We start from the raw sequence: 24,697 nt of genomic DNA on the forward strand, positions 1-24,697 counted from the left end.
CGCCTCTGCGGATTGTTTTGCGCGCACCCCTTTCCATGTGAATTTCTGTGGGCTATATTTTCTATAGAAATAGGAAAACGACGCGATGCAACCTCAAACCGCTGCCAAGACAGCCGATAATGCAGTCCTGACCAAGGCAACGCTGCGCGCGGCCGATCTGCTGGACATCACCGCCAGGATGCTGGCCTCGGTAATAGGCGTTTCGGAGGCCACGGTTTCGCGCATGCGCAGGGACGAATTCCTGCTCGAGCGCGGCACCAAGCCATTCGAGCTCGCCGTGCTGTTCGTCAGGCTGTTCCGCTCGCTCGACGCCATTGTCGGCGGCGACGCGGCTGTCGCCCGGGCATGGCTGAAGAACGCCAACACGGCGTTCGACGCCGCTCCGCTTGAAAAAATCCTCACCATCACCGGACTTGTCGATGTCATCGCCTATCTGGACTCCCGACGCGCGCTCGTCTGAGGCCGTCGGCATCGACGGCAAATACTGGCGCATGGTCGAGGCTCAGCACCATGTCTCGACGCTGAAAATCGTCGACACACTCGACGAGCAGGAGATGCTGGAAGACCTGATCGAGGAAACCAAACCACAGATTCCCGTCGAATGCCGCCATCTCCACTATCTCCTGACGACGCCCTTCCGCTACGGCTCGGTCTATCCGCATGGCTCACGCTTCCGCCGCGCCGGCAGGACCAAGGGCGTCTACTATGCGGCCGAGACCATGATGACCGCGGTGGCCGAAATGGCCTTCTACCGGCTGCTGTTCTTTGCCGAGTCGCCCGAAACACCCTGGCCGAGCGATGCCGCCGAATACACGGCCTTTGCCGCCGCGATTAAATGCGCTGGGGCAATCGATCTCACCCGGAAGCCGCTTGATCGCGACGCGGCTACATGGATACATCCGACCGACTACGCGGCCTGCCAAGCCATTGCCGATGTCGCCCGCGAGGCCGGGCTGGAAGCGATCCGCTACCGCTCGGCGCGCGACCCCAAAGGTGCCAACATTGCGCTACTGACCTGCCGCGGCTTTGCCAAGGCCAAGCCGATGGAGCCGCGGACATGGCGCATTCGCCTCGGCGCGTTCGGCGTTCAGGCGATCTGCGAATTTCCGGAAAAGCGGATCGAGTTTTCCAGAACCGCCTTTGCCGACCACCGTCTCGCCAACTTGCGGTGGGAACGCGGGCACTGAACCAACCAAAAGAAAAGCGCCGGATTTCTCCAGCGCTTCTTCCGTCAACCATTCATGCCGAAATCAAGCTCAGCCGTTGACGGCCTGCTTGTGCTGCACCGGGTGGCTCTTCTTCAAGAGATCCGAGACCAGGAAGGCAAGTTCGATCGCCTGGTCGGCGTTGAGGCGCGGGTCGCAATGGGTGTGGTAGCGGTCCTGCAACTCCTCGGCGGTGATGGCGCGCGCGCCACCGGTACATTCGGTGACGTTCTTGCCGGTCATCTCGACATGGATACCGCCCGGATGCGTGCCTTCGGCGCGGTGCACCTCGAAGAAGGTCTGCACCTCCTTCAGGATGCGGTCGAACGGCCGCGTCTTGTAGCCGGCGGCCTCGATCGTGTTGCCGTGCATCGGGTCCGAAGACCACACCACGCTGCGGCCTTCCTTCTGCACCGCGCGCACCAGCTTCGGCAGATGGTCGGCGACCTTGTCGGAACCGAAGCGCGCGATCAGTGTCAGCCGGCCGGGCTCGTTCTCGGGATTGAGCAGGTCGATCAGCTCCAGCAAGCCGTCCGGCGTCAGCGACGGGCCGCATTTCAGCCCGAGCGGGTTCTTGATGCCCCGGCAATATTCGACATGCGCATGGTCGGGCTGGCGGGTACGGTCGCCGATCCAGATCATATGGCCCGAGGTGGCATACCAGTCGCCGGAGGTCGAATCGACGCGGGTCAGCGCCTCCTCATAACCGAGCAGCAACGCCTCGTGGCTGGTGTAGAAATCGGTTTCGCGCAGGGCGTAGTTAGTTTCCGAGGTGATGCCGACGGCCTTCATGAAGTCCATCGTCTCGGTGATGCGGTTGGCGAGCGACTCATACTTTTCGCCCTGCGGGCTGTCGGACACGAAGCCGAGCATCCAGCTATGCACATTCTCCAGGCTGGCATAACCGCCCTGCGCGAAGGCGCGCAGAAGGTTGAGCGTCGCCGCCGACTGGCGGTAGGCCATCTCCTGGCGGGCAGGATCGGGAATGCGCGACTTGGCGTCGAATTCGATGCCGTTGATGATATCGCCGCGATAGCTGGGCAGCGTCACCCCGCCCTTGGTCTCGTTGTCGGACGAACGCGGCTTGGCGAACTGGCCGGCTACGCGGCCGACCTTCACCACCGGCTGTGCGCCGGCGAAGGTCAGCACTACCGACATCTGCAGGAATACGCGGAAGAAGTCGCGGATGTTATCCGCGCCATGCTCGGCGAAGCTCTCGGCGCAATCGCCACCCTGGAGAAGGAATGCGTCACCGGCAGCGACGGCCGCAAGCTGCTTCTTCAGCTTGCGTGCCTCACCTGCAAAGACCAGCGGCGGAAAGGTCGCGAGCTGGGCTTCCGTGGTCTTCAGCGCGGCAAGGTCCGGATAAGCAGGAACCTGCTTGATCGGTTTTGCTCTCCAAGAATTCGGCGACCATTTCGTCATCGCTGCACCCAACGCTCTTTCCGAGCAATTCCAGGAAAAGTGTGAAGCGGTTTTCCGCCCGGAATTGCGTCTAACAAACAAATGGGCGCCATCGCCCGCCAACCCGCCCCATAAAGGGATCGCGGCTCCATACACGAAGCCGATTTCCTATTCTAGACCGGATTTGGCTGCGTGGCGAATGCCCGCCTGGCGAGGCGGTGTCCTATCCCTGCCCTACGCCGCCGCCTTCTCCACCAGCCGCGCCAGTTGTGTCATGACGACCGCGGAGCCCGCCAGCCGCTTCTCGGGCGTTGGCCAGTCGCGCACGAAGACGACGCTGTGGTCCGGCCGGATCTTGGCCAGCGACCCCTGCTCGCCGATGAACCGGACCAGCCCGACCGGGTTGGAGAATTCACGCTTGCGGAAATGGATGACGACGCCTTTCGGCCCGGCATCGAGCTTTTCGACATTGGCCTTGCGGCAGAGCGCCTTGATGAAGACGATCTTGAGGAGATGCTTGACCTCCTCCGGCAGCGGGCCGAACCGGTCGATCAGCTCGGCGCCGAAAGCATCGATCTCCTCGGTGTTTTCGAGATCGCCGAGGCGGCGATAGAGCGCCAGCCTGAGCTGCAGGTCCGGAACATAGCTTTCCGGGATCATCACCGCCGTGCCGACGGCGATTTGCGGCGACCAGCCGCCGTCCTGCACCTCGCCGGAATCCTTCACCTCGGCGACGGCCTCTTCCAGCATCTGCTGGTAGAGTTCGAAGCCGACCTCCTTGATGTGGCCGGACTGCTCTTCGCCCAGAAGATTGCCGGCGCCTCTGATATCAAGGTCGTGGCTGGCGAGCTGGAAGCCGGCGCCCAGCGTATCCAGCGATTGCAGCACCTTCAGCCGGCGCTCGGCGGTGTCGGTCAGCTTGCGGTTGGCTGGCAGCGTGAACAGCGCATACGCGCGCACCTTCGAGCGGCCGACGCGGCCGCGCAGTTGGTAGAGCTGCGAAAGGCCGAACATGTCGGCGCGGTGGATGATCAGCGTGTTGGCCGTTGGGATGTCGAGGCCGGATTCGACGATGGTGGTCGACAGCAGCACATCGTACTGGCCGTCATAGAAGGCATTCATGATGTCGTCGAGTTCGCCCGGCGGCATCTGGCCATGGGCCACCGCCACTTTCAGCTCGGGCACGGATTCTTTCAGGAAATCATGGATTTCTGAGAGATCGCTGATGCGCGGCACCACGTAGAAGGAGTGCCCGCCGCGATAGCGTTCGCGCAGCAGCGTTTCGCGGATCACCAGCGGATCGAAGGGCGAGATGAAGGTGCGCACTGCCAGGCGGTCGACCGGCGGGGTGGCGATCAGCGACAGTTCGCGCACCCCGGTCAGTGCCAGTTGCAGCGTACGCGGGATCGGCGTCGCCGACAGCGTCAGCACGTGCACATCGGTCTTCAGGTCCTTCAGCCGTTCCTTGTGCTTGACGCCAAAGTGCTGCTCCTCGTCGATGATCAGCAGGCCAAGATTCTTGAACGAGATCGCGGACCCCAGCAGCGCATGGGTGCCGATGACGATGTCAACCTGGCCTTCGGCGATGCCTTTCTTGGTTTCAGCCAGTTCCTTGGCGCCGACCAGCCGCGAGGCCTGGGCGACGCGGATCGGCAGGCCAGAAAAGCGCTGCGAAAACGTCTTGAAATGCTGGCGCGACAACAGTGTTGTCGGTACCACCACCGCCACCTGAAAGCCTTCCATCGCCGCGATGAAGGCCGCGCGAAGTGCCACTTCCGTCTTGCCGAAGCCGACATCGCCGCAGATCAGCCGGTCCATCGGCTTGCCGGCGCCAAGGTCGTCGCGCACGGAGTCGATCGCCGTCTGCTGGTCATCGGTCTCCTCATAGGGGAAGCGGGCGGAGAACTCGCCATAGAGACCTTCGGCCGGCACCAGCGCCGGTGCGGCGCGCATCTGCCGTTCGGCGGCGATGCGGATCAATTGCCCGGCCATGTCGAGCAGGCGTTTCTTCAGCCGCGCCTTGCGCGACTGCCAGGCGCCGCCGCCGAGCTTGTCCAACGTCGCCTCGGCTGTGTCAGAACCGTAGCGTGACAGAAGCTCGATGTTTTCGACCGGCAGGAACAGCCGGTCGTCGCCAGCATAATGGATTTCCAGGCAATCATGCGGCGCGCCGACCGCTTCGATGGTGCGCAAGCCGATGAAACGGCCGATGCCGTGGTCGGCATGGACGACGACGTCGCCCGCCGACAGCGCCGAGGCTTCGGCAATGAAATCCGAGGGACGCTTCTTGCGCTTCGAGCGCCGGATCAGCCGGTCGCCGAGAATGTCCTGCTCGGCGACGACGACCAGTTTTTCGGTCTCGAAGCCGGATTCGAGCGGCAGCACGGCGAGCGCCGCCTGCCCCGGCTCGAGCTTTTCGGCTTCTGCCAACGTTGCAACCTGCTTGAGGTTGCCGAGGTGGTGTTCGGCGAGAATCTGGCCAAGCCGGTCGAGCGAGCCCTCGGTCCAGCCGGCAATGACGACGCGGCGGCGCGCAGCTCGCTCATCGGCGATGTGTTTGACGACGACGTCGAACACATTGATGCTCGGGTCGGCGCGTTCCTCAACGAAGCTGCGGCTGTGGCGCGAACCGGCGTGGTAGACTTTCTTCGCGCCGGCATCGGGAGCATCGAAGGGCGTGAAATCGATCGCTTCACGCGGCCCGAGCGAGGCGATCAGGTTTTCCGGCGAGAGATAGAGCATGTCCGGCGGCACCGGCTTGTAGGGCACGGCGTCCTTCAAGGCACCATCGGCCTGCTTCCTGCGCGCCTCGTAGTGATCGAGGATCAGCGTGCGGCGTTCGGCCAGCGCCTCATGCGCCAGATGGTCGAAGACGACAGGCGTATCGGTGAGATAGTCGAACACCGTCTCCAACCGCTCGTAGAAGAACGGCAGCCAGTGCTCCATGCCGGCGAAGCGCCTGCCTTCGCTGACCGCCGCATAGAGCCCGTCGTCGCGCTGCGGCGCGCCAAAAGCTTCGATATAGGAGCGGCGGAAGCGGCTGATCGTTTCCGGCGTCAGCGCCACTTCGCTCATCGCCTGCAGCGCCATCGACTTGCGTTGGCCGGTGGTGCGCTGGGTGGCCGCATCGAAGACACGAATCGATTCCAGCGTGTCGCCGAAAAAGTCGAGCCTGAGCGCCTCGGCCCAGCCGGGCGCGAACAGGTCGAGAATGCCGCCGCGCACCGCGAATTCGCCGATGCCGCGTACCGTCGGCACGCGTTCGAAGCCGGACGTCTCCAGCCGCGACACCAGCGCGTTCATGTCGATCTGGTTGCCTGGCCTGGCATGAAAAGTCTGTGCCTCGACCAGTTCGGCCGGCGGAATACGCTGCAGCAGCGCATTGGCGGTGGTGAGGATGACGGCGCGATGCGGTTTTTTCGCCAGCGCGATCATGGCGGTCAGCGCATCCAGGCGCTTGGCGGCGGCGTCCGAACCGGGCGAGACGCGGTCGTAGGGCAAACAATCCCAGGCCGGCAGTTCCAGCACGGGAAGGCCGGGGGCCGCGAAGGACAGCGCCTCGATGATCGCCGGCAGCCGCTGGCCGTCGCGCGCCACGAACAGCACCGGCTTGTCCGGCGCGATCTCGAGTGCCGCCTGTACCAGCGCGAAAGCTTCGTAGCCATCGGCGACGCCGTCGACGATGAATTGGCCGGCGCGGCCTTTCGGCAGACCGATTGTGGGAATGAGGCTCATGAAATCACGGTCTTGTTTTATCGCAATTCCAAACGGAAAACCGCTTCGCACTTTTCCTGGAATTGCTTGTGTTCAGAATGTCATTGGGTGGCGGAAAGCCAGGATCTTTTGCAGGACGGCACAATCGATATCCGCCGGGACCGGGCGTTCGCCGGTGACCATGGGCAGGAATTCGGTGTCGGGAATGTCGAGAAGCTTCTCATATTGGTCGATTTCCTCGCCGGTCAAGGCGCCGATCTCAGCGTCGGCGAAAGTGCCGAGGATCAGATCCATCTCGCGCATGCCGCGATGCCAGGAGCGAAACAGAAGCTTGCGGCGGCAGGCGTCCAGCCCCTCGCTTGATCTCGTCGTTCCAGTCATTGTGCCGCATCCTCACTTGCTGCGGCGCATATAGCGTGGATAGAAGGTGCTGTCAGCCTTGCGCTGTAACCGCCGCGACATAAGCTGACATCATGCGCCCCACCATCCTCGATCCGCTGTTTGTTCCGATCACCTCGCTTGCCGGCGTCGGGCCGAAGGTTGGCGCCCTGATCGAGAAGGTCGTCGCCGCCGATCTCGGTGATCGCGCCGCGCGCGCCGGCGACCTTCTGTTCGTGCTGCCGCACACCGTCATCGACCGCCGCAGCCGTCCGGGTATTGCCGGTTCGGCCGAAGGCCAGATCGTCACTCTCGACGTGCGCATCGACCGCCACCAGCCGCCGCCGCGCGGCAACAGGTCGGTGCCCTACCGGGTCTACGCCCATGACGACACCGGCGAGATCGCGCTGACCTTCTTCCATGCCCACGCTTCCTATCTCGAAAAGGCAATGCCCGAGGGCGAGCATGTCGTGGTCTCCGGCCGCATGGAATGGTTTAACGGCCGCCCGAGCATGGTCCACCCCGACCATATTGCGCTGGCCAGCGAAGCGGAAAACCTGCCGCTGGTCGAACCGGTCTATCCGCTCACCGCGGGGCTCTCAGGCAAGGTGCTGCGCCGGGCAATCGGCCAGGCGCTTGCGCGCGTGCCTGAATTTCCCGAATGGCAGGACGGCGCCTTCATGCGCCGGCACACATTTGCGGCCTTTGGCGATGCGCTCGCACGCATCCACAATCCGGCAGATCCGATCGACGTCTCCATCGACGGCGCCGCATGGCGGCGGCTCGCCTATGACGAGTTGCTGGCGGGCCAGGTATCGCTGGCGCTGGTGCGGGCAAAAGTCCGCCGCCTGTCCGGGCGTCCCCTGGTCGGCGATGGTCGCATCGCCGAGAAACTGCGCGCCGCACTGCCCTATTCGCTGACATCAAGCCAGGAGTTTGCGCTGGCCGAAATCAATGCCGACCTCGCCGATCCCGAACGCATGCTGCGGCTTTTGCAGGGCGACGTTGGCTCCGGCAAGACGGTCGTCGCGCTGCTCGCCATGGCGCGTGCCGTCGAGGCCGGCGGCCAGGCCGCCCTGATGGCGCCGACCGAGATCCTGGCGCGCCAGCATCTGGCGACGATCGCGCCGCTTGCCGCCAAGGTCGGACTGCGCATCGCCATTCTCACCGGCCGCGAAAAGGGCCGCGAGCGCACCGACACGCTGGCCGGTCTGGCCGGCGGCGAGATCGACATCGTCGTCGGTACCCACGCGCTGTTCCAGGAGACCGTGACCTTCCACGACCTGGTCTTCGCCGTCATTGACGAGCAGCACCGCTTCGGCGTCCATCAGCGCCTTGCCATCACCGCCAAGGGCGATGCACCAGACATGCTGGTGATGACGGCGACACCAATCCCGCGCACGCTGGTGCTGACCGCCTTCGGCGACATGGACGTGTCGAAGCTGACGGAAAAGCCGGCCGGCCGCCAGCCGATCCGCACCGTCACCTTGCCGCTGGAAAGGCTGGACGAACTGGTCGGCCGCATGGTCGACGCCGTCGCCGGCGGCCAGAAGATCTACTGGATCTGTCCGCTGGTCGAGGAATCCGAAGAGATCAAGCTGATGTCGGCCGAGGACCGTTTTGCCTCGCTGAAGCCGCTGTTCGGCGACCGCATCGGCCTTGTCCATGGCCGCATGAAGGGCACCGAGAAGGACGAGGCGATGCGCGCCTTCAAGCAGGGCGAGACACGCATCCTGATTGCCACCACGGTGATCGAGGTTGGCGTCGATGTGCCCGACGCCACCGTCATGGTCATCGAACATGCCGAGCGCTTTGGCTTGGCGCAACTGCACCAGTTGCGCGGCCGGGTCGGGCGCGGTGACAAGCCATCTTCCTGCGTACTGCTCTACAAGGACCCGCTCGGCGAAACCGCGAAGCGCCGGTTGTCGGTGATGCGCGAGACCGAGGACGGCTTCCTGATCGCAGAAGAGGACCTGAGGTTGCGCGGCGAAGGCGAATTGCTAGGCACCCGCCAGTCCGGCACACCAGGCTTTCAGGTGGCACGCATCGAGGTGCACGCCGATCTTCTGGAGGCTGCTCGCGACGACGCCAGGCTGATCCTGTCGCGCGATCCGGAGCTGCAATCAGACCGAGGCGAGGCGTTGCGCCTGTTGCTCTATTTGTTCGGCCGCGACGAGGCCGTGCGGCTCTTGCGCGCCGGCTGAGCCAATGCGGCAATCGACGGATTGGCAAGCATTCCCTCGATCGGCTCGCCGTTCACGACAACCATCTGCTTGACCTCGGGCGCCACCAGCCCGGCCGAGACGATCAGCTTGGCGCCGTCCTCAATCGTCATGTCGAGCAGCACGATGTCCGACTTCGGCACATACATCAGGAACCCAGTGGTCGGGTTCGGTGTGCAGGGCATGAAGACGGCAATCAGCGGATCGCCTGCCTGGTCGAGCTTCTGGTTGATCTCGGTCTCCTTCTCGCTGGCGACGAACACTAGCGACCAGACGCCCTTGCGCGGATATTCGACCAGCCCGACCTGGCGGAACATGTCGCCCTTGTTCGACAGCACGGTCTCGAAAATTTGCTTCAGCGAACCGTATATGCCGCGCACCAGCGGCATGCGTCCGAGCAGCCGCTCGCCGAAATTGACGATGGCGCGGCCGACTATGTTGGCCGTCAGGAAGCCTATCAGCGTGATCAGGATCAACGCGACGATCAGCCCGAACCCCGGCACCGGAAACGACAGGTAGGTATCGGGGCTGTAACGAGCCGGAATATAGGGCTTCACCCAGGAATCGACCCAGCCGATGAACGACCAGGCGATATAGGCGGTGATCGCCAGTGGCGCACAGACGACGAAGCCTGTGAGGAAATAGTTCCTCAGCCGGGTCACGCCGGAGGTCTTGGGGGCATCGGACATGGTTCACCGGGGCGCGGGTTGCAGCGCAACATAGTGAACCAGAGGGCGTATTGGAACTGCGAAGTTTTTAAAGGCGCCTGTTTAAAAGCGCCTATTCCACCGTCACCGATTTCGCCAGATTGCGCGGCTGGTCGACGTCCGTGCCCATGAACACGGCGGTGAAATAGGCGAGCATCTGGATCGGTAGCGCGTAGATGATCGGCGAGATGATTTCCGGCACGTCGGGCAGCACGATCGTCTCCATCGTCTTCACGCTCGTCAGTGCCGCACCCTTGCTGTCGGTGATCAGGATGATCTTGCCGCCGCGTGCCGCCACTTCCTGCATGTTCGACACGGTTTTTTCGAAAATGCGGTCATGTGGCGCGATGACGATGACCGGCATGTTCTCGTCGATCAGCGCGATCGGGCCATGCTTCAGTTCGCCCGCGGCATAGCCCTCGGCATGGATGTAGGAGATTTCCTTGAGTTTTAGCGCGCCTTCCATGGCCAGCGGGAAGTTGGTGTCGCGGCCGAGATAGAGCACGTTCTTGTAGTGCGCGAGCTCACGCGCGATCTTTTCGATCTGATGGTCGAGCTTCAGCACCTGGTTGGCAAAGCGCGGCGCTTCCGACAGTTCGCGCACGAAGATCTTTTCCTGCTCCTTCGAAATCGTTCCGCGCGCCACGCCGGCGCGCACGGCCAGCGATGCCAGTACCGAAAGCTGGCAGGTGAACGCCTTGGTCGAGGCGACGCCGATCTCCGGCCCGGCGAGCGTCGGCAGCACGACGTCGGATTCGCGCGCCATGGTCGATTCCCGCACATTAACGACGGCGCCGATCTTCATCCCCGCCTTGCGGCAGTAGCGCAGCGAGGCCAGCGTGTCGGCGGTCTCGCCCGACTGCGAGATGAAGAAGGCGGCATCGTTCTTCGACAGCGGCATTTCGCGGTAGCGGAATTCGGAGGCGACATCGATGTCGACCGGCAGCCGCGCGTAGCGCTCGAACCAGTATTTGCCGATCAGGCCGGCGAGATACGCCGTACCGCAAGCCGAAATCGCCAGCCGGTCGATATTGGCGAAATCGAAAGGTAGATCGAGTGGCTTGGAGGCGCCGCCGACAAAGTCGAGATAATTCGCCAGCGTGTGCGAGATCACTTCCGGCTGTTCATGGATTTCCTTCTCCATGAAGTGGCGCCTGTTGCCCTTGTCGACCATGAAGCTGGTCGAGAGAGACTGCTGGCGCTTGCGGTCGACCTTTGTGCCGTCGATGTCGAAGATGGTGACGCCGTCGCGGCGCACCACCGCCCAGTCACCATCTTCGAGATAGGTGATCGAATTGGTGAACGGGGCGAGCGCGATGGCGTCGGACCCTAAAAACATCTCGCCATCACCATGGCCGACAGCCAGCGGCGGACCGTTGCGGGCGCCGACGATCAGGTCTTCATCGCCCTTGAACATGATCGCCAGCGCGAAAGCGCCTTCCAGCCGCATCAGCGCCTGGTGCGCGGCATCAACTGGCTTCAGCCCCTTGGCAAGTTCGCGCGCCACCAGATGCGCCACGACCTCGGTGTCGGTCTGCGACGAGAAAGAATAGCCGTCGCGGATCAGTTCGTCGCGCAACTCGGCGAAATTCTCGATGATGCCATTGTGGACGATGGCGACGCCGTCGGAAAAATGCGGATGCGCATTGGTCTCGTTGGGTACGCCATGCGTCGCCCAGCGCGTGTGACCGATGCCGATCGTGCCGTCGAGCGGCTCGTCCTTGAGCCGGCGCTCGAGATTGATCAGCTTGCCTTCGGCGCGGCGGCGGGCAAGCTGGCCGTGCTCGATGGTGGCGACGCCGGCCGAGTCATAGCCGCGATATTCGAGCCGCTTCAGCGCATCGACGATGAGCGGCGCAACCTGCGAGTGGCCGACGATTCCAACGATACCGCACATGCAGACAGCCCCCGATTCCCCATGGAAAACCAGCGCTATTTAGGGATGGCCGGCCTACCGCGAAAGTCACATTGCATTTCGTCCCGTGTAACGGAACGCTTATTCCTGTCGATGCACTATGACAGACCGCTCTTGCAATCCCGTTACTGCATTCGTTCGCGTTTTTGCAAGGCCGGGCTTACTTTTTCTTCGCAGCAGCGGCCGAAGCAAACCGCTCGCGCAGCTCCTTGCCCTTGCCGGGGATCGTCTTCTGGCGGGCTCGGCCGAAGGCCAACGCGTCTTCAGGTACGTCTTCAGTGATGACGCTGCCAGAGGCGATATAGCCGCTCTTGCCTATGGTGACTGGCGCCACCAATGAGGAATTCGAGCCGACAAAGGCGCCCTCGCCGATGTCGGTGAAAAACTTCGAATATCCGTCATAATTGCAGGTGATGGTGCCGGCGCCTATATTGGCTCCCGCGCCGATCCGCGCATCGCCGATATAGGTCAGGTGATTGACCTTGGCGCCCTCCTCGATGACAGCCTGCTTGACCTCGCAGAAATTGCCGACTTTGGCCTTTTGCCTGAGATCGGCACCCGGCCGCAGCCGCGCGAACGGCCCGACATCGCAATTCGAAGCGATGGTGGCGCCTTCGATGTGGCTGAAGGCATGGATCTTGGCGCCGGTTGCGATCTTCACCCCTGGGCCGAACCAGACATTGGGTTCGACCACGGTGTCGGCGCCGATTTCGGTGTCGTGCGAGAAATACACGGTCTCGGGCGCAATCAGGGTCACGCCCGACAGCATTGCCTCATGGCGGCGGCGCGCCTGCCAGATGCCCTCGGCTTGCGCCAGTTCGGCGCGGTTGTTGATGCCGAGCGCGCTTTCGAAACTGGCTTCAGTGGCTACGACGTCCAGCCCCCGCGCGCCGGCGATCTCGACAATGTCGGTCAGGTAATACTCACCCTTGGCATTCTTGTTGCCAACCGCGTCGAGCAGGTTCAGCGCGTGCGCACCGGCCACCGCCATCATGCCGGCATTGCAGAAGGTGATTTTCTTTTCCTCCTCCGAGCAATCCTTCTCCTCGCGGATGGCGACCAACTTGCCGTCTTTTTCGATCAGCCTGCCATAGCCGATCGGATTGGGCGGACGGAAACCGATGACGACGACGGCAGCACCTTCCGCCAGTTTCAGCCGCGCCACGATGAGCGCATCCGCGTCGATCAGCGGCGTGTCACCGAACATCACCAGGATATCGTCATAACCCTTTGATATCGCTTCGCGCGCGGCCAACACCGCGTGCGCTGTGCCAAGGCGCTTTTCCTGCACGAAGGTCTCGGCCTTTGGCGCGAATTTTTGGGCAGCCTTGCGCATCTCGTCCGCCCCGTGTCCGATCACCAGCGCCTGGCTGCCGGCGCCGGCGGCTTCGGCCGCCTTCACCACATGCGCAACCATCGGCAGCCCGGCGATCTGGTGCAGCACCTTGGGCAGCGCACTCTTCATGCGCGTGCCCTCGCCGGCGGCGAGAATGACGGACAGGCAGGATCTCTGGCTCATGGATGGACAACCATATGAAAGGGTTGGGAATCAAAGCATGCTAGCAGTGGCGCCATGCTGCACCAATGCGGTTAAATTCGGGTGAGACGGGAAGAACTGCCGGAACTTTGTCAACCGACGGAGGAGGACGGAAACTCAGTCATCAACGAGATTACCTTGGTCATCCAACCGTATTCGCAACCTGCTAAGAATCTTAATGACCAGCGACTCGTCTTGGCTTTGGGCGATCAAGCCCTCAAAAAAAGCGCGGCGTTGCGAAAGCAACGCTCGAGTATCCGAGGTGCACGTTAGCCCAGCGGCCTTCCGTTCGACGAATTGATATCGATCATCCATCACGGCCCTTATGTCGACGGATTCTGAAACGCAAGGCGCCAGCAGCTCCATAAACTCCAAAGCTCTCACGTTTCCTTCAAGCATTTCATTTGAAAACTTTGTGTCTCCGCAAAGCTTATACATATAGATCTGAGCAGCACTGTCTTCTAAGCGCTTTTCTATTGATCGTTTGAAGCAGCCTGGGCCGAATTGTTGATACTCGGGCTCTTTGGCCGCTTGGCCACATAGGACCGATTCTATTAGTTCCTTTTTATCGACTGATATAAGACAGCTATGAGATTCCGCGCCACTCGAAGCAGATGACATGACGAGAAAAATTAACGTCAAAATTCTACCAAGCAGCATTTCAGCACGCAGAAGAAAAAAAGGACTTCAGCAGTCCGAATCCAGGAATGATGACGGAAAGCACCCAATCCCAACCATCAAGTTTGCGCGAATTGCATGACAGCGCCATGATGATGGTTCCGCCGGGAAAATATATAACCAACATCAACAAAAAAATTGCGAAACCGGCAACGCTATCAAACAAGCCTTTCAGCATTTGAAGGGTCCCTCCACCTGCCGTATTTTGTATTTTATTCTAACCGCGATCAAGAGGTTAATAGCAAACCAACATGGTCGCCTACCCCAGCCGTCCCAGCACAGGAAAATTCTCCAGCAGCCAATACGACACGGTCTGCACGCCACCGGTGAGGAAAAACACGCCGGCGACGATCAGCAGCGCGCCGATCGCCTTTTCGACGCGGCCGAGATGGACGCGGAATTTGCTGAGGAAGCGCATGAAGGCGCCGGAAAACAGAGCGGCGATCAGGAACGGGATGCCCAAGCCGAGCGAATAGGCGGCAAGCAGCAGCGCGCCCTCGCCCACCGTCTCACGGCCGCCGGCCAGCGTCAGGATCGGTCCCAGCACCGGGCCGATGCACGGCGTCCAGCCGAAGGCGAAGGCCAGTCCCATGACATAGGCGGCGATCGCGCTTGCCGGCTTGCCCTGCGACTGGAAGCGCGCCTCGCGCGACAGCAGCGGAATGCGCAAGATGCCGAGGAAGTTCAGGCCCATCAGGATGATCAGCACACCGGCGCCCATCGCCAGTTGTTCCTGCCAGACCCGCAGCAGCCGGCCGATGGTCGAGGCGCCGGCGCCCAGCGCGACAAAGACGGTCGAGAAGCCCAGCACGAAGGCGATCGAGGAGTAGAGCAGCGCACCGCGCGCGCCGTCGCGCGCCGCCGCACCCGCATTGCCGCGGAAATCGTCGACCGAGACGCCTGCCATATAGCAGAGATAGGGTGGCACCAGCGGCAGCACGCAAGGCGACAGGAACGAGATCGCCCCCGCCCCGACCGCGCTGACATAGCCGATGTCCAATGCCATTTCCGAGAACTCCAATACCGTTACGCCGATATAGCGACGCGCAGCCTTGTCCACCAATCACCATTGTGTTGGCAAGATCATCCCTTGATCATCCCTGGCCGACGCTCTGCCGGGGAAGAAACGACGGTCCGCAGGCGTTGATACAGTGAGGCCGCGATTTCCCGCGCGTCTCCAGATATCAGTCAGGGAGATTTTCATGAAAACCATAACCGTAGGGTTGGCAGCGCTTCTGCTCAGCACCGCTGCCTCCTTCGCCGCCGATGCGTGGAAGGAAGCCGAGGTCAATGGCACCAAGATCTACACCGACGCCAACGGCATGACGCTTTATACCTATGACAAGGACGAGAAGGGCAAGAGCAACTGCTACGACAAATGCGCCACCAACTGGCCGCCGCTGAAGGCCGAAGCCGGCGCCAAGGCGGACGACGAATGGAGCGTTGTCGACCGCACCGACGGCACCAAGATGTGGGCCTATGACGGCAAGCCGGTCTATACCTTCATCAAGGACAAGAAACCCGGCGATGTCACCGGAGATGGTGTCGGCGAGGTCTGGCATATCGTCAAGGCCGACTAGCTTCTCAATCCGGGTTCTGCCGCTGGCGGAACTTCGGTCGGCTGCCGGGTGTCCCTCCAAACCCGGCGGCCAGCACCAAACAACCTGTCATAGCGCCGCCCTCATGCGATATCCCAGCCGGCGTTTCTGCGACTCGGCGGAAAAATGAATCGCATCGTTTTCCGACGACTCGGGCCCGCCATCGCCGCAATCCAAATTCTGTGATTTTCTCCATACACTCTAAGAGTGTATTGCTGCGGAGGGCCCCGCAATTTGGGCGCTTCCCCTTGACCGGATGCAAAAGCGCGGCCATGTGAGCGACAAATAGAACGAGATTTCGTCGCGCGCAGCGGAATTCTTCTGCCGCACCACAGCTGATATGAGACCTCATGGACGTCGTCGTCGTCGAATCGCCGGCCAAGGCAAAGACCATCAACAAATACCTCGGCAAGAACTACAAGGTTCTGGCCTCGTTCGGCCATGTCCGCGATTTGCCGGCCAAGGATGGCTCGGTGCGTCCGGACGAGGATTTCGCCATGTCCTGGGCGGTCGACACCGCCTCGGGTAAGCGGCTTGCCGATATCGCCAAGGCGGTCAAAGATGCCGACGGCCTGATCCTCGCCACCGATCCGGATCGCGAAGGTGAAGCCATCTCCTGGCATGTGCTGGAGGTGCTGAAGCAGAAGCGCGCACTGAAGGACAAGCCGGTCAGCCGCGTCGTCTTCAACGCCATCACCAAATCGTCGGTGCTGGAAGCAATGGCCAATCCGCGCCAGATCGATGCGCCGCTGGTCGATGCCTATCTCGCCCGCCGGGCGCTGGATTATCTCGTCGGTTTCACGCTGTCTCCAGTGCTGTGGCGCAAGCTGCCGGGCGCCCGCTCGGCCGGCCGCGTCCAGTCGGTTGCACTGCGTCTGGTCTGCGACCGCGAATCCGAGATCGAGCGCTTCATCCGCGAGGAATACTGGCAGATATCAGCTCTGCTCGGCACGCCGCGCAACGAGAATTTCGAAGCGCGGCTGACCGCCTTCGACCGCAAGAAGCTGCAAAAGCTCGACATTTCCAACAAGGCGCAGGCCGACGACATCAAGACGATGCTCGAAGGCGCGACCTTCAAGGCCGTGTCGGTCGAAGCCAAGCCGACCAAGCGCAATCCCGGCCCGCCCTTTACCACCTCGACGCTGCAGCAGGCCGCTTCATCCGGCCTTGGCTTCTCGGCCAGCCGCACCATGCAGGTGGCACAGCGGCTCTATGAAGGCATGGAGATCGGCGGCGAGACCACCGGCCTGATCACCTATATGCGAACCGACGGCGTGCAGATGGCACCCGAGGCGATCGACGCCGCACGCGATGCAATCGCCAAGGAATTCGGCCCGAAATACCTGCCGGAAAAGCCACGCCTTTACACGACCAAGGCCAAGAATGCCCAGGAAGCGCACGAAGCGATCCGCCCGACGGATTTCATGCGCACTCCGGCATCGGTCAGGCAATATCTCGATTCCGACCAGATGCGCCTCTATGAGTTGATCTGGAAGCGCGCCATCGCCAGCCAGATGCAGCCGGCTGAGATCGAGCGCACCACCGCCGAAATCGAGGCGGTCAACGGTGCGCGCACAGCCGAGCTTCGCGCCATCGGCTCGGTCGTTCGCTTCGACGGCTTCATTGCCGCCTACACCGACCAGAAGGAAGATGACGCGGAAGACGAGGAAAACCGTCGCCTGCCCGAAATCCGCGCCGGCGAGCAGCTTGCCCGCCAGGCGATCAATGCGACCCAGCATACCACCGAGCCGCCGCCGCGTTATTCCGAGGCTTCGCTGATCAAGAAGCTGGAAGAGCTCGGCATCGGCCGGCCTTCTACCTACACGGCGATCCTGAAGACGCTCGAGGATCGCGACTACGTCACCATCGACAAGCGCCGGCTCGTGCCGCAGGCCAAGGGCCGGCTGCTGTCCGCCTTTCTCGAAAGCTTCTTCAAGCGCTACGTCGAGTACGACTTCACCGCGTCCCTTGAGGAAAAGCTCGACGAGATTTCCGACGGCAAGCTCGCCTGGAAGGATGTGCTGCGCGATTTCTGGAAGGATTTTTCGGGCGCCGTCGGCGACATCAAGGAGCTGCGCGTCACCGACGTGCTCGATGCGCTCAATGAGGAACTGGCGCCCCTGGTGTTTCCCGCGCGCGAGGATGGCTCCAATCCGCGCATCTGCCCGAAATGCGGCACCGGCAATCTGTCGCTGAAACTCGGCAAGTTCGGCGCCTTCGTCGGCTGCTCGAACTATCCCGAATGCTCCTTCACCCGCCAACTCGGCGACGCCGCCAATCCGAACGGCGAGAATGGCGGCAGCGAAGACGGCACCAAGGTCATCGGCAAGGATCCGTATACGTCAGAGGAAATCACGCTGCGGAGCGGCCGCTTCGGCCCCTACCTGCAGCGCGGCGACGGCAAGGAAGCCAAGCGCTCCAGCCTACCCAAGGGCTGGACGGCAGAATCGATCGATCACGAGAAGGCGCTGGCGCTGCTGTCGCTGCCGCGCGATGTCGGCCAGCATCCGGAAACGGCCAAGATGATCTCGGCCGGGCTCGGCCGCTACGGCCCGTTCGTCCTACATGACGGCACCTACGCCAATCTCGACAGCATCGAGGACGTGTTCTCGATCGGACTGAACCGCGCCGTGTCGGTGATCGCCGAGAAGCAGTTGAAGGGCAAAGGCGGCCGCAATGGCGGCACTGCCGCTGCGCTCAAGGAGCTTGGCGAGCACCCCGATGGCGGCGGCAAGATCGTCGTACGCGACGGCAAATACGGACCCTACGTGAATTTCGGCAAGGTCAACGCCACCCTGCCCAAGGGCAGGGATCCGCAATCGGTGACCATAGAGGACGCGCTTGCGCTGATTGCCGAGAAGGAAGCCAAGGGTGGCGGCGGCAAGAAGCCGTTCCGCAAGGCGGCAGCGGCCAAGGCCCCGACGACCAAGAAAACGGCAGCCAGGAAAACGGCGGCCCAAAAGCCGGCTGCGAAGAAGCCGGCCGCGAAGAAAAAAGGATAGGACGGCGTGGCGCGCAAGATCACCGGTAGAACCCACGGCGATCCGCGCACCGCCGACACCAGGGCCAAGGTCAAGGACGACTATCGGCCATCGCGCGACGAAATCCTGCGCTACATCGCCGAAAATCCCGATCGCGCCGGAAAACGCGACATCGCCAAGGCGTTCGCGCTGCGCGGCGACGACCGCATCTGGCTGAAGGATCTGCTGCGCGACCTGCAGGACGAAGGTTTTCTGACCAAGGAGCGCAAGGGGTTGGCTCGCGTCGGTGCCCTGCCCCACGTCACGGTCCTCGATATTTTTGACCGTGACGCCGATGGCGTGCTGTTGGCGCGTCCCACCGAACACACAGCCAATGGACCGCCACCCATCGTTTCCATCCGCCTGTCGCGCAGTGGTGGTGGACCGGCGCCCGGCATTGGCGACCGCGTGCTGGCCAAGACCTTTCCCGCCGACGAGACGAATGTCGCCCTGGGTGGCCCGGCATACACCGGACGGGTGGTAAAGATTTTCGAAAAACGCAGCGATGCCGTGCTCGGTGTCTTTCGCATTCTGCAGGACGGCACCTTCCGCATCGAACCGGTGGAACGGCGCCAGCCAGAACTGATCGTCGACAAGGAATTCCAGAACGGCGCCAAAAGCGGCGACCTGGTCGAGGTCGAGCCCGCGCGCGCCTCCCGCTATGGCCTGCCGAGAGCCAAGGTGCTCAACGTGCTGGGTTCGCTGACCAGCGAAAAGGCGGTCTCGATGATCGCCATCCACGCGCACGACATTCCGCATATCTTTCCGGCCGACGTCATCGCCGAATCCGAAGCCGTCAAGTCGGCAACGCTTGCCCACCGCGAGGACTGGCGCGACCTGCCGCTGGTCACCATCGATCCGGCCGACGCCAAGGACCATGACGACGCCGTTTTCGCCACGCCGGATCTCGACGAGAAGAACCCCGGCGGCGTAGTCGCCACGGTGGCGATCGCCGATGTCGCGGCCTATGTGCGCTATGGCACCGCGCTCGACCGCGAGGCGCTGAAGCGCGGCAATTCGGTCTATTTCCCGGATCGCGTGGTGCCGATGCTGCCCGAGCGCATCTCCAACGATCTCTGCTCGCTGCGCGAGGGCCAGGATCGCCCGGCGCTGGCGGTGCGCATGATCTTTTCGGCCGAGGGCCGCAAGCTCAGGCACTCCTTCCATCGCGTCATGATGAAGTCGGCGGCAAAGCTCGCCTATAGCCAGGCACAAGCAGCGATCGACGGCGTGCCGGACGAGAAGACCGGCCCGATCCTCGATACGGTGCTGAAGCCGCTGTGGGATGCCTATGCGACCCTCAAGCATGGCCGCGAGGGCCGCCAGCCGCTCGAACTCGATCTGCCGGAGCGCAAGATCCTGCTCAAGCCGGACGGCACCGTCGATCGCGTCATCGTGCCGGAGCGGCTCGATGCCCACAAGCTCATCGAAGAATTCATGATCCAGGCCAATGTCGCGGCAGCCGAGACGCTGGAGGCGAAGAAGCAGGAGTTGGTCTACCGCATCCATGACGCGCCATCTCTCGCCAAGCAGGAATCGCTGCGCGAGTTCCTGCAGACGCTTGGCCTGTCGCTGGCGCGCGGCGCGCAGATGCAGCCGAGCCAGTTCAATGGCATCCTGGAGCGCGTGCGCGGCGCCGACAATGAGGGCTTGGTCAACGAAGTGGTGCTGCGCTCGCAGAGCCAGGCCGAATACTCGCCCAAGAACATCGGCCATTTCGGTCTGAACCTCAGGCGCTACGCTCACTTCACCTCGCCGATCCGGCGCTACGCCGATCTGATCGTGCATCGCGGACTTATTGCCGCACTCGGCCTTGGTCCGGGCGGGCTGACGCAGGACGAAGCGGCACGGCTCGAAGACGTCGCGGTGCTGATCTCAGGCACGGAACGCCGCGCAATGGCGGCAGAGCGGGACACGGTCGACCGTCTGGTCGCCGCCTATCTTGCCGAGCGCATCGACGACCGTTTCGACGCCCGCATCTCCGGCGTCACCAAATCAGGACTATTTGTCCAATTGCCGCAGTACGGCGCGGATGGTTTCATCCCGGTGTCAACATTGAACGGCGATTACTATATCTACGACGAAACGGCCCGCTCCCTGTTCGGAGAACGCTCGGGCAAAGGCTACCAGCTCGCGGACCGCGTCGAGGTCCGGCTTGTCGAGGTGGCGCCGATGGCCGGCGCGATGCGCTTCGAGATGTTGACCGATCCGAAGCCTTTGCCGGGCTCCAAGCGGTCGTTTCACAAGGCCAAGGGCCGCGCCCGCGCGTCGCAATCGCGACCGGGTTCGCGCGGCAGGAGACGATGATGACAACAGCCACGGAAGAACAGGTTTTCGGCGGAGAACATCACTCGGGCCGGGCTGCCCGCCCGCTGTGGACGGCGATGAAGCGCGGCCTGCTCGGCCGCTGCCCGCATTGCGGCGAAGGCAAGCTGTTTCGCGCTTTCACCAAGACCGTCGACACATGCAGTGTCTGCGGCGAGGAACTGCATCACCACCGCGCCGACGACCTGCCTGCCTATCTCGTCATCGTCATCGTCGGTCACATTGTGCTCGGCGCTTTCATGGGTGTGGAGGCGACATCCACCCTATCGACGTGGCAGCACATCGCCATCTGGGTGCCGCTGACCATCCTTCTGTCGGTCGCGCTGTTGCAGCCGGTCAAGGGTGCTGTCATCGGACTGCAATGGGCCTTCTATATGCACGGCTTCGGCGGCGAACACGACGTGATCGAGCCGCATCCAGAAGTCTGAGTCGCAGCCAAGATTGCGGCCTGGCGCAACATACCGACCGTGAAAGGCCACTTTCGCTTGCCAGAAGTTTCCGTTAGTTCGTGCGCATGGACGGTATGACCAAGGCGGAAGTCGACAAGATCGAGCGGAGCATGATCGCCCAAAGCGACCAGCCAATTCGCCCCCGTGATGCCGCGACGCTGATCCTGCTCGACCGCAAGGGCGATGACGTGCTGGTTCTGATGGGCCGCCGCCATGCCGGTCACGCCTTCATGCCAGGCAAGTTCGTCTTTCCCGGCGGCCGCACCGACCCGGCCGACAGCCGCATCCCGGTCGCCGCCGCATTGCACCCTGAGCAGGAAGCCAGGCTGATCGCCGGGCCGGGCCGCACAAGCCCCGCACGAGCCCGCGCCATCGCCTTGTCGGCCATCCGCGAGACCTATGAGGAAGCCGGGTTCCTGATCGGCCGCAAAGGCGCTTTCGCCACGGCCAGGGCCGATTGGCAAGGTTTTGCCGAACACGGCGTGCAGCCCTCTCTAGACATGCTGCGCTTCGTTGCGCGCGCGATCACGCCGCCCAACCGGGTGCGCCGCTTCGACACACGCTTCTTCAGCGCCTGGCGCGACGATGTCGCGGTCGAACTGCCGGGTGGCGGCCCGACCAACGAACTCGAAGAGCTGGTCTGGCTGCCACTTGCCAAGGCCCGGGAAGCCGACATACCCGACATCACCCGAATGATCCTGGACGAGCTACAAAAGCGCCTCGCCCATGATCCGCTGTTGCGTCCAGGCGGCCCAGTGCCCTTCTACCGGCTTGTCCGCAACCGCTTCACCCGCGAACTTCTCTAGAGCAATTCCAGGAAAAGTGTGACGCGGCTTTCCGTCCGGAATTGCGTAAGATCAAAAAGACAGAGTATTCAGCATCCCCATGACGGTCGATACCCAACAACAGGGCGACGAACGCGTACACTGGCTGCCTATGGTGGCGGCAATCTCGTCGATCAGCGTCGTCGGCATTGCCATCGGCCTTGGCATGCCATTGCTCAGCGTCATCCTCGAAACACGCGGCCATTCGGCCTCGATGATCGGCCTCAACACGGCCGTCGCCGGTCTCGCCTCGATCGCCGGAGCGCCGCTCGCCACACCGCTCGCCATGCGCTTCGGTGTCGCCTGGACCATGATTGCCATGATCGCCACCGGCGCGCTGGCCTTTGTCGGCTTCCATTTCGCGCCGGATTTCTGGATGTGGTTCCCATTGCGCATCGTGTTGCACATCGCGCTGACGGTGCTGTTCATCCTGTCTGAATTCTGGATCAGCACCTCGGCGCCGCCACACCGGCGCGGCCTTGTCCTCGGCATTTACGCCACGGTTCTGTCGCTCGGCTTTGCCGCCGGGCCGTGGCTGTTCGCCCATCTCGGCAGCTCCGGCTTCAGGCCGTTCGGCGTCATCATCGGATTGGTGGCGCTGGCAGCCATACCGGTGCTGGCGGCGCGCAACGAGAGCCCGACCATTGTCTCCGACGGCGAGACCAGCAATTTCCTGCGCTACATCTGGCTGGTGCCGTCGGCGACCGCCGCCGTGCTGGTGTTCGGCGCGGTGGAAACCGGAGGCTTTGCGCTGTTCCCCATCTACGGCAGCCGCATCGGCTATTCCGAAGCCGACGCAGCCCTGCTCCTGACCATGATCGGGCTCGGCAATGTGCTGCTGCAGATTCCCATTGGCATGATCAGCGACCGCGTCAGCGACCGCCGCTATCTGCTGATTGCTTGCGCCGCCGTCGGCCTTGCCGGCACGGTCTTCATGCCCTTTTTCGCGCAGAATTGGCATCTGATGGCGGCACTACTGTTCGTCTGGGGCGGCGTCGTCGCTGCCATGTACACGATCGGCCTTGCCCATCTCGGCTCGCAGCTTTCAGGCCATGAACTGGCGTCGGCCAACGCCGCCTTCGTGCTGTGCTACGGCGTCGGCATGGTTCTCGGTCCGCAGGCGATTGGCATCGGCATGGATGCATTCGGTCCAACCGGCTTCGGTTGGTCGCTCGGCCTGTTCTTCGCCGCCTATATCGGCCTGGTTTGCGTCAGGCTTATCCGCAAGGTTCTCCTGTAGCGCCAACTGCCGCCAACTCTGAATTGGCGTGGCATGGCGACAGGCTGCTGACAGAACCGTGTCAGGAGCCCAGGGCTAAAAGGGTGTCCTAAAACACATGAGGACACTTCCATGATCGATAGCGGCTTTGAAACCACATCGTTGCGAATGACACTGCTTCTGCTTGTGACCTTCCAGGCTCCAGCCGCCGACGTGGACCGCATCATGGACGCAGTGGTGGCGATAGTGCCGCTGGCCATGGGCAAATATGACCGCAACGCCTATCAGTCGGCGCATGGCATCGAGCGCAACAGGCCGCTTGACGGCGCGGCCGCCGGCGCCGAAACGGAACTGCGGCGGCGCCCCGGCACGGTCGAGGTTTCGTTCGAACTGCCGGACGACCAGACGCTGGCCGCCCGCGTCGTCGAAGCGATTTTCCAGGCGCACTCCTATCAGGAACCGGTGATCCGCATTCAGCCGATCCTGGCCAGCCGCTCCAAGGGACTGGACGACCGCGCCAATCCGAATCGCTGGTGGAACACGACCGGGGACTGGAAGAAGGTTGCGGCACCTGCTACGCAAACCGCATAATTTCCGCTCACCAGGCGGCTCAGGCACGTCGCACAAGGCCAGGGGAATCGCTTCAGGTTAACGTTGATTTTTGACGGATGAGATTTTCGAGATAATCGGCGTTGAGATTGGCGAGTTTTCGTCGAACCTTGAGGCTGTGCTTGTCCTTGGGGTTTCGGACGAGGTTGACGGCCATGTGTTTGACGATGGCCATGTTTTGCGGACCGTGCGCTGTTCTGAGACGCGCGAGATCGTCGTGAAAGACGACATCGAGCACCCAGTGGAGCCGGTTCTCGATGCCCCAATGGGCTCGCACGGCATGGGCGAAGCTTTTGGCGTCGAGCTTGGCGGAGGACAGATAGTAGCGCCGCTCGTGCTCGGTCTTGCCGTTGCGTTCGACGCGGGTTTCGATCATGCCGATCATGGCCAGGCGCGGGAAGCGCGGTTCGCCGGGATAGCGGCGGTCGGAGAACAGCCAGTCAACCGTATGGCAGACGGTGTGGCGACGGCCTTCAAGGCGGCCATGGTCGTTGTCGGTGGTCTCGACGGGTGTTTCCAGCATGGTTTGCGGCGGCTCCGCGAAGAAGCGCTCGACATCGGCGAAGGTGGCAGGCCAATTGGCCTTGAGCGCGAGCAGATAGTCGCCGCCCTTGGCGACAACGGCTTCGGCGATTGCCGCCTGTGTTCCCATGGCATCGATAGTGACCAGTGCGCCGGTCAGTTCAAGGCGTTCGAGCAGCAACGGGATGGCGGTGATTTCATTTGATTTTATGTCTGTCGCCTGCTGGCCGAGCACGAGCCTTTGACGGGTCGCCCAGGCCGAGACCAGATGCAGCGGCTCGCGTCCCTTGGAGCGTGCGTGGCTGCGCCGTGAGGTCTTGCCATCGACGGCGATGATCTCGGGATCGCTGTCGCGCAGGGTCTCGACCCAG

The 24,697-nt window shown here is 62.7% G+C and carries 20 protein-coding genes; 10 read left to right on the forward strand and 10 right to left on the reverse strand.

Features of this window, described 5'->3' with window-relative positions; all coding sequences use genetic code 11:
• Positions 1 to 85 precede the first annotated feature (85 nt).
• Together NKI73_RS05930 and NKI73_RS05935 are read left to right on the forward strand one after the other, a co-directional pair.
• On the forward strand, positions 86 to 460 hold the full coding sequence (locus NKI73_RS05930; RefSeq protein WP_352627913.1) for an MbcA/ParS/Xre antitoxin family protein: 375 nt from the start codon (positions 86 to 88) through the stop codon (positions 458 to 460).
• A complete protein-coding gene (locus tag NKI73_RS05935; protein ID WP_352627914.1) occupies positions 420 to 1,187 on the forward strand; it encodes an RES family NAD+ phosphorylase in 768 nt (255 codons plus the stop codon). Before NKI73_RS05930 ends, NKI73_RS05935 begins: the two co-directional genes overlap by 41 nt.
• Before the next feature lie 69 nt (positions 1,188 to 1,256).
• Here NKI73_RS05935 and NKI73_RS05940 read toward each other — a convergent pair whose 3' ends face one another.
• The 3 genes from NKI73_RS05940 to NKI73_RS05950 all read right to left on the reverse strand — a co-directional run bounded on the left by NKI73_RS05940 (position 1,257) and on the right by NKI73_RS05950 (position 6,704).
• Positions 1,257 to 2,630: a class II 3-deoxy-7-phosphoheptulonate synthase gene (locus NKI73_RS05940; protein ID WP_352605358.1), complete on the reverse strand. Its 1,374-nt coding sequence runs from the start codon at positions 2,628 to 2,630 to the stop codon at positions 1,257 to 1,259.
• 213 nt (positions 2,631 to 2,843) lie between these two features.
• Positions 2,844 to 6,344: a transcription-repair coupling factor gene (gene mfd / locus NKI73_RS05945; protein WP_352627915.1), complete on the reverse strand. Its 3,501-nt coding sequence runs from the start codon at positions 6,342 to 6,344 to the stop codon at positions 2,844 to 2,846.
• 72 nt (positions 6,345 to 6,416) lie between these two features.
• The gene (locus NKI73_RS05950) at positions 6,417 to 6,704 is read right to left on the reverse strand and encodes a succinate dehydrogenase assembly factor 2 (RefSeq protein ID WP_352627916.1); all 288 of its coding nucleotides are present in this window, start codon (positions 6,702 to 6,704) and stop codon (positions 6,417 to 6,419) included.
• A gap of 92 nt (positions 6,705 to 6,796) precedes the next feature.
• Here NKI73_RS05950 and recG point away from each other — a divergent pair, with 92 nt between their 5' ends.
• Complete coding sequence (gene recG / locus NKI73_RS05955) at positions 6,797 to 8,905, forward strand: ATP-dependent DNA helicase RecG (protein WP_352627917.1); 2,109 nt, start codon at positions 6,797 to 6,799, stop codon at positions 8,903 to 8,905.
• Here recG and NKI73_RS05960 read toward each other — a convergent pair.
• The 6 genes from NKI73_RS05960 to NKI73_RS05985 all read right to left on the reverse strand — a co-directional run bounded on the left by NKI73_RS05960 (position 8,857) and on the right by NKI73_RS05985 (position 14,766).
• The gene (locus NKI73_RS05960) at positions 8,857 to 9,612 is read right to left on the reverse strand and encodes a DUF502 domain-containing protein (RefSeq protein ID WP_352627918.1); all 756 of its coding nucleotides are present in this window, start codon (positions 9,610 to 9,612) and stop codon (positions 8,857 to 8,859) included. The genes recG and NKI73_RS05960 overlap by 49 nt on opposite strands.
• 91 nt (positions 9,613 to 9,703) lie before the next feature.
• Positions 9,704 to 11,527 (reverse strand): glutamine--fructose-6-phosphate transaminase (isomerizing), encoded by a 1,824-nt coding sequence (gene glmS, locus NKI73_RS05965; protein WP_352627919.1) that lies wholly within the window; start codon positions 11,525 to 11,527, stop codon positions 9,704 to 9,706.
• Positions 11,528 to 11,705: 178 nt separating this feature from the next.
• On the reverse strand, positions 11,706 to 13,064 hold the full coding sequence (glmU, locus tag NKI73_RS05970) for a bifunctional UDP-N-acetylglucosamine diphosphorylase/glucosamine-1-phosphate N-acetyltransferase GlmU (RefSeq protein WP_352627920.1): 1,359 nt from the start codon (positions 13,062 to 13,064) through the stop codon (positions 11,706 to 11,708).
• 135 nt (positions 13,065 to 13,199) lie between these two features.
• A complete protein-coding gene (locus NKI73_RS05975; RefSeq protein WP_352627921.1) occupies positions 13,200 to 13,742 on the reverse strand; it encodes a hypothetical protein in 543 nt (180 codons plus the stop codon).
• A 1-nt stretch (position 13,743) separates the two neighbouring features.
• Complete coding sequence (locus tag NKI73_RS05980) at positions 13,744 to 13,938, reverse strand: hypothetical protein (RefSeq protein ID WP_352627922.1); 195 nt, start codon at positions 13,936 to 13,938, stop codon at positions 13,744 to 13,746.
• An 81-nt stretch (positions 13,939 to 14,019) separates the two neighbouring features.
• Positions 14,020 to 14,766, reverse strand: coding sequence for a cytochrome c biogenesis CcdA family protein (locus NKI73_RS05985; RefSeq protein WP_352627923.1), 747 nt, complete (start codon positions 14,764 to 14,766; stop codon positions 14,020 to 14,022).
• 196 nt (positions 14,767 to 14,962) lie between these two features.
• Between NKI73_RS05985 and NKI73_RS05990 the strand changes: the two genes are divergently transcribed.
• The 7 genes from NKI73_RS05990 to NKI73_RS06020 all read left to right on the forward strand — a co-directional run bounded on the left by NKI73_RS05990 (position 14,963) and on the right by NKI73_RS06020 (position 23,786).
• The gene (locus NKI73_RS05990) at positions 14,963 to 15,340 is read left to right on the forward strand and encodes a COG4315 family predicted lipoprotein (protein WP_352627924.1); all 378 of its coding nucleotides are present in this window, start codon (positions 14,963 to 14,965) and stop codon (positions 15,338 to 15,340) included.
• A gap of 368 nt (positions 15,341 to 15,708) precedes the next feature.
• Entirely contained in the window at positions 15,709 to 18,360 is a 2,652-nt protein-coding gene (gene topA, locus NKI73_RS05995) for a type I DNA topoisomerase (RefSeq protein ID WP_352627925.1), read from the forward strand.
• 6 nt (positions 18,361 to 18,366) lie between these two features.
• Positions 18,367 to 20,685 (forward strand): ribonuclease R, encoded by a 2,319-nt coding sequence (gene rnr / locus NKI73_RS06000; RefSeq protein WP_352627926.1) that lies wholly within the window; start codon positions 18,367 to 18,369, stop codon positions 20,683 to 20,685.
• Positions 20,685 to 21,131: a DUF983 domain-containing protein gene (locus NKI73_RS06005; RefSeq protein ID WP_352627927.1), complete on the forward strand. Its 447-nt coding sequence runs from the start codon at positions 20,685 to 20,687 to the stop codon at positions 21,129 to 21,131. Before rnr ends, NKI73_RS06005 begins: the two co-directional genes overlap by 1 nt.
• A gap of 86 nt (positions 21,132 to 21,217) precedes the next feature.
• The gene (locus tag NKI73_RS06010; RefSeq protein WP_352627928.1) at positions 21,218 to 21,958 is read left to right on the forward strand and encodes an NUDIX hydrolase; all 741 of its coding nucleotides are present in this window, start codon (positions 21,218 to 21,220) and stop codon (positions 21,956 to 21,958) included.
• A 79-nt stretch (positions 21,959 to 22,037) separates the two neighbouring features.
• Positions 22,038 to 23,216, forward strand: a complete 1,179-nt coding sequence (locus tag NKI73_RS06015) for an MFS transporter (protein WP_352627929.1) — start codon at positions 22,038 to 22,040, stop codon at positions 23,214 to 23,216.
• A gap of 111 nt (positions 23,217 to 23,327) precedes the next feature.
• The gene (locus NKI73_RS06020; RefSeq protein ID WP_352627930.1) at positions 23,328 to 23,786 is read left to right on the forward strand and encodes a YqfO family protein; all 459 of its coding nucleotides are present in this window, start codon (positions 23,328 to 23,330) and stop codon (positions 23,784 to 23,786) included.
• Between the two features lie 52 nt (positions 23,787 to 23,838).
• Here NKI73_RS06020 and NKI73_RS06025 read toward each other — a convergent pair.
• A partial coding sequence (locus tag NKI73_RS06025) for an ISAs1 family transposase (RefSeq protein ID WP_352627931.1) occupies positions 23,839 to 24,697 on the reverse strand: 859 nt, incomplete at its 5' end.

This window comes from Mesorhizobium sp. M0496, from assembly GCF_040321205.1.
In the GTDB taxonomy this organism is placed as follows: Bacteria; Pseudomonadota; Alphaproteobacteria; order Rhizobiales; family Rhizobiaceae; genus Mesorhizobium.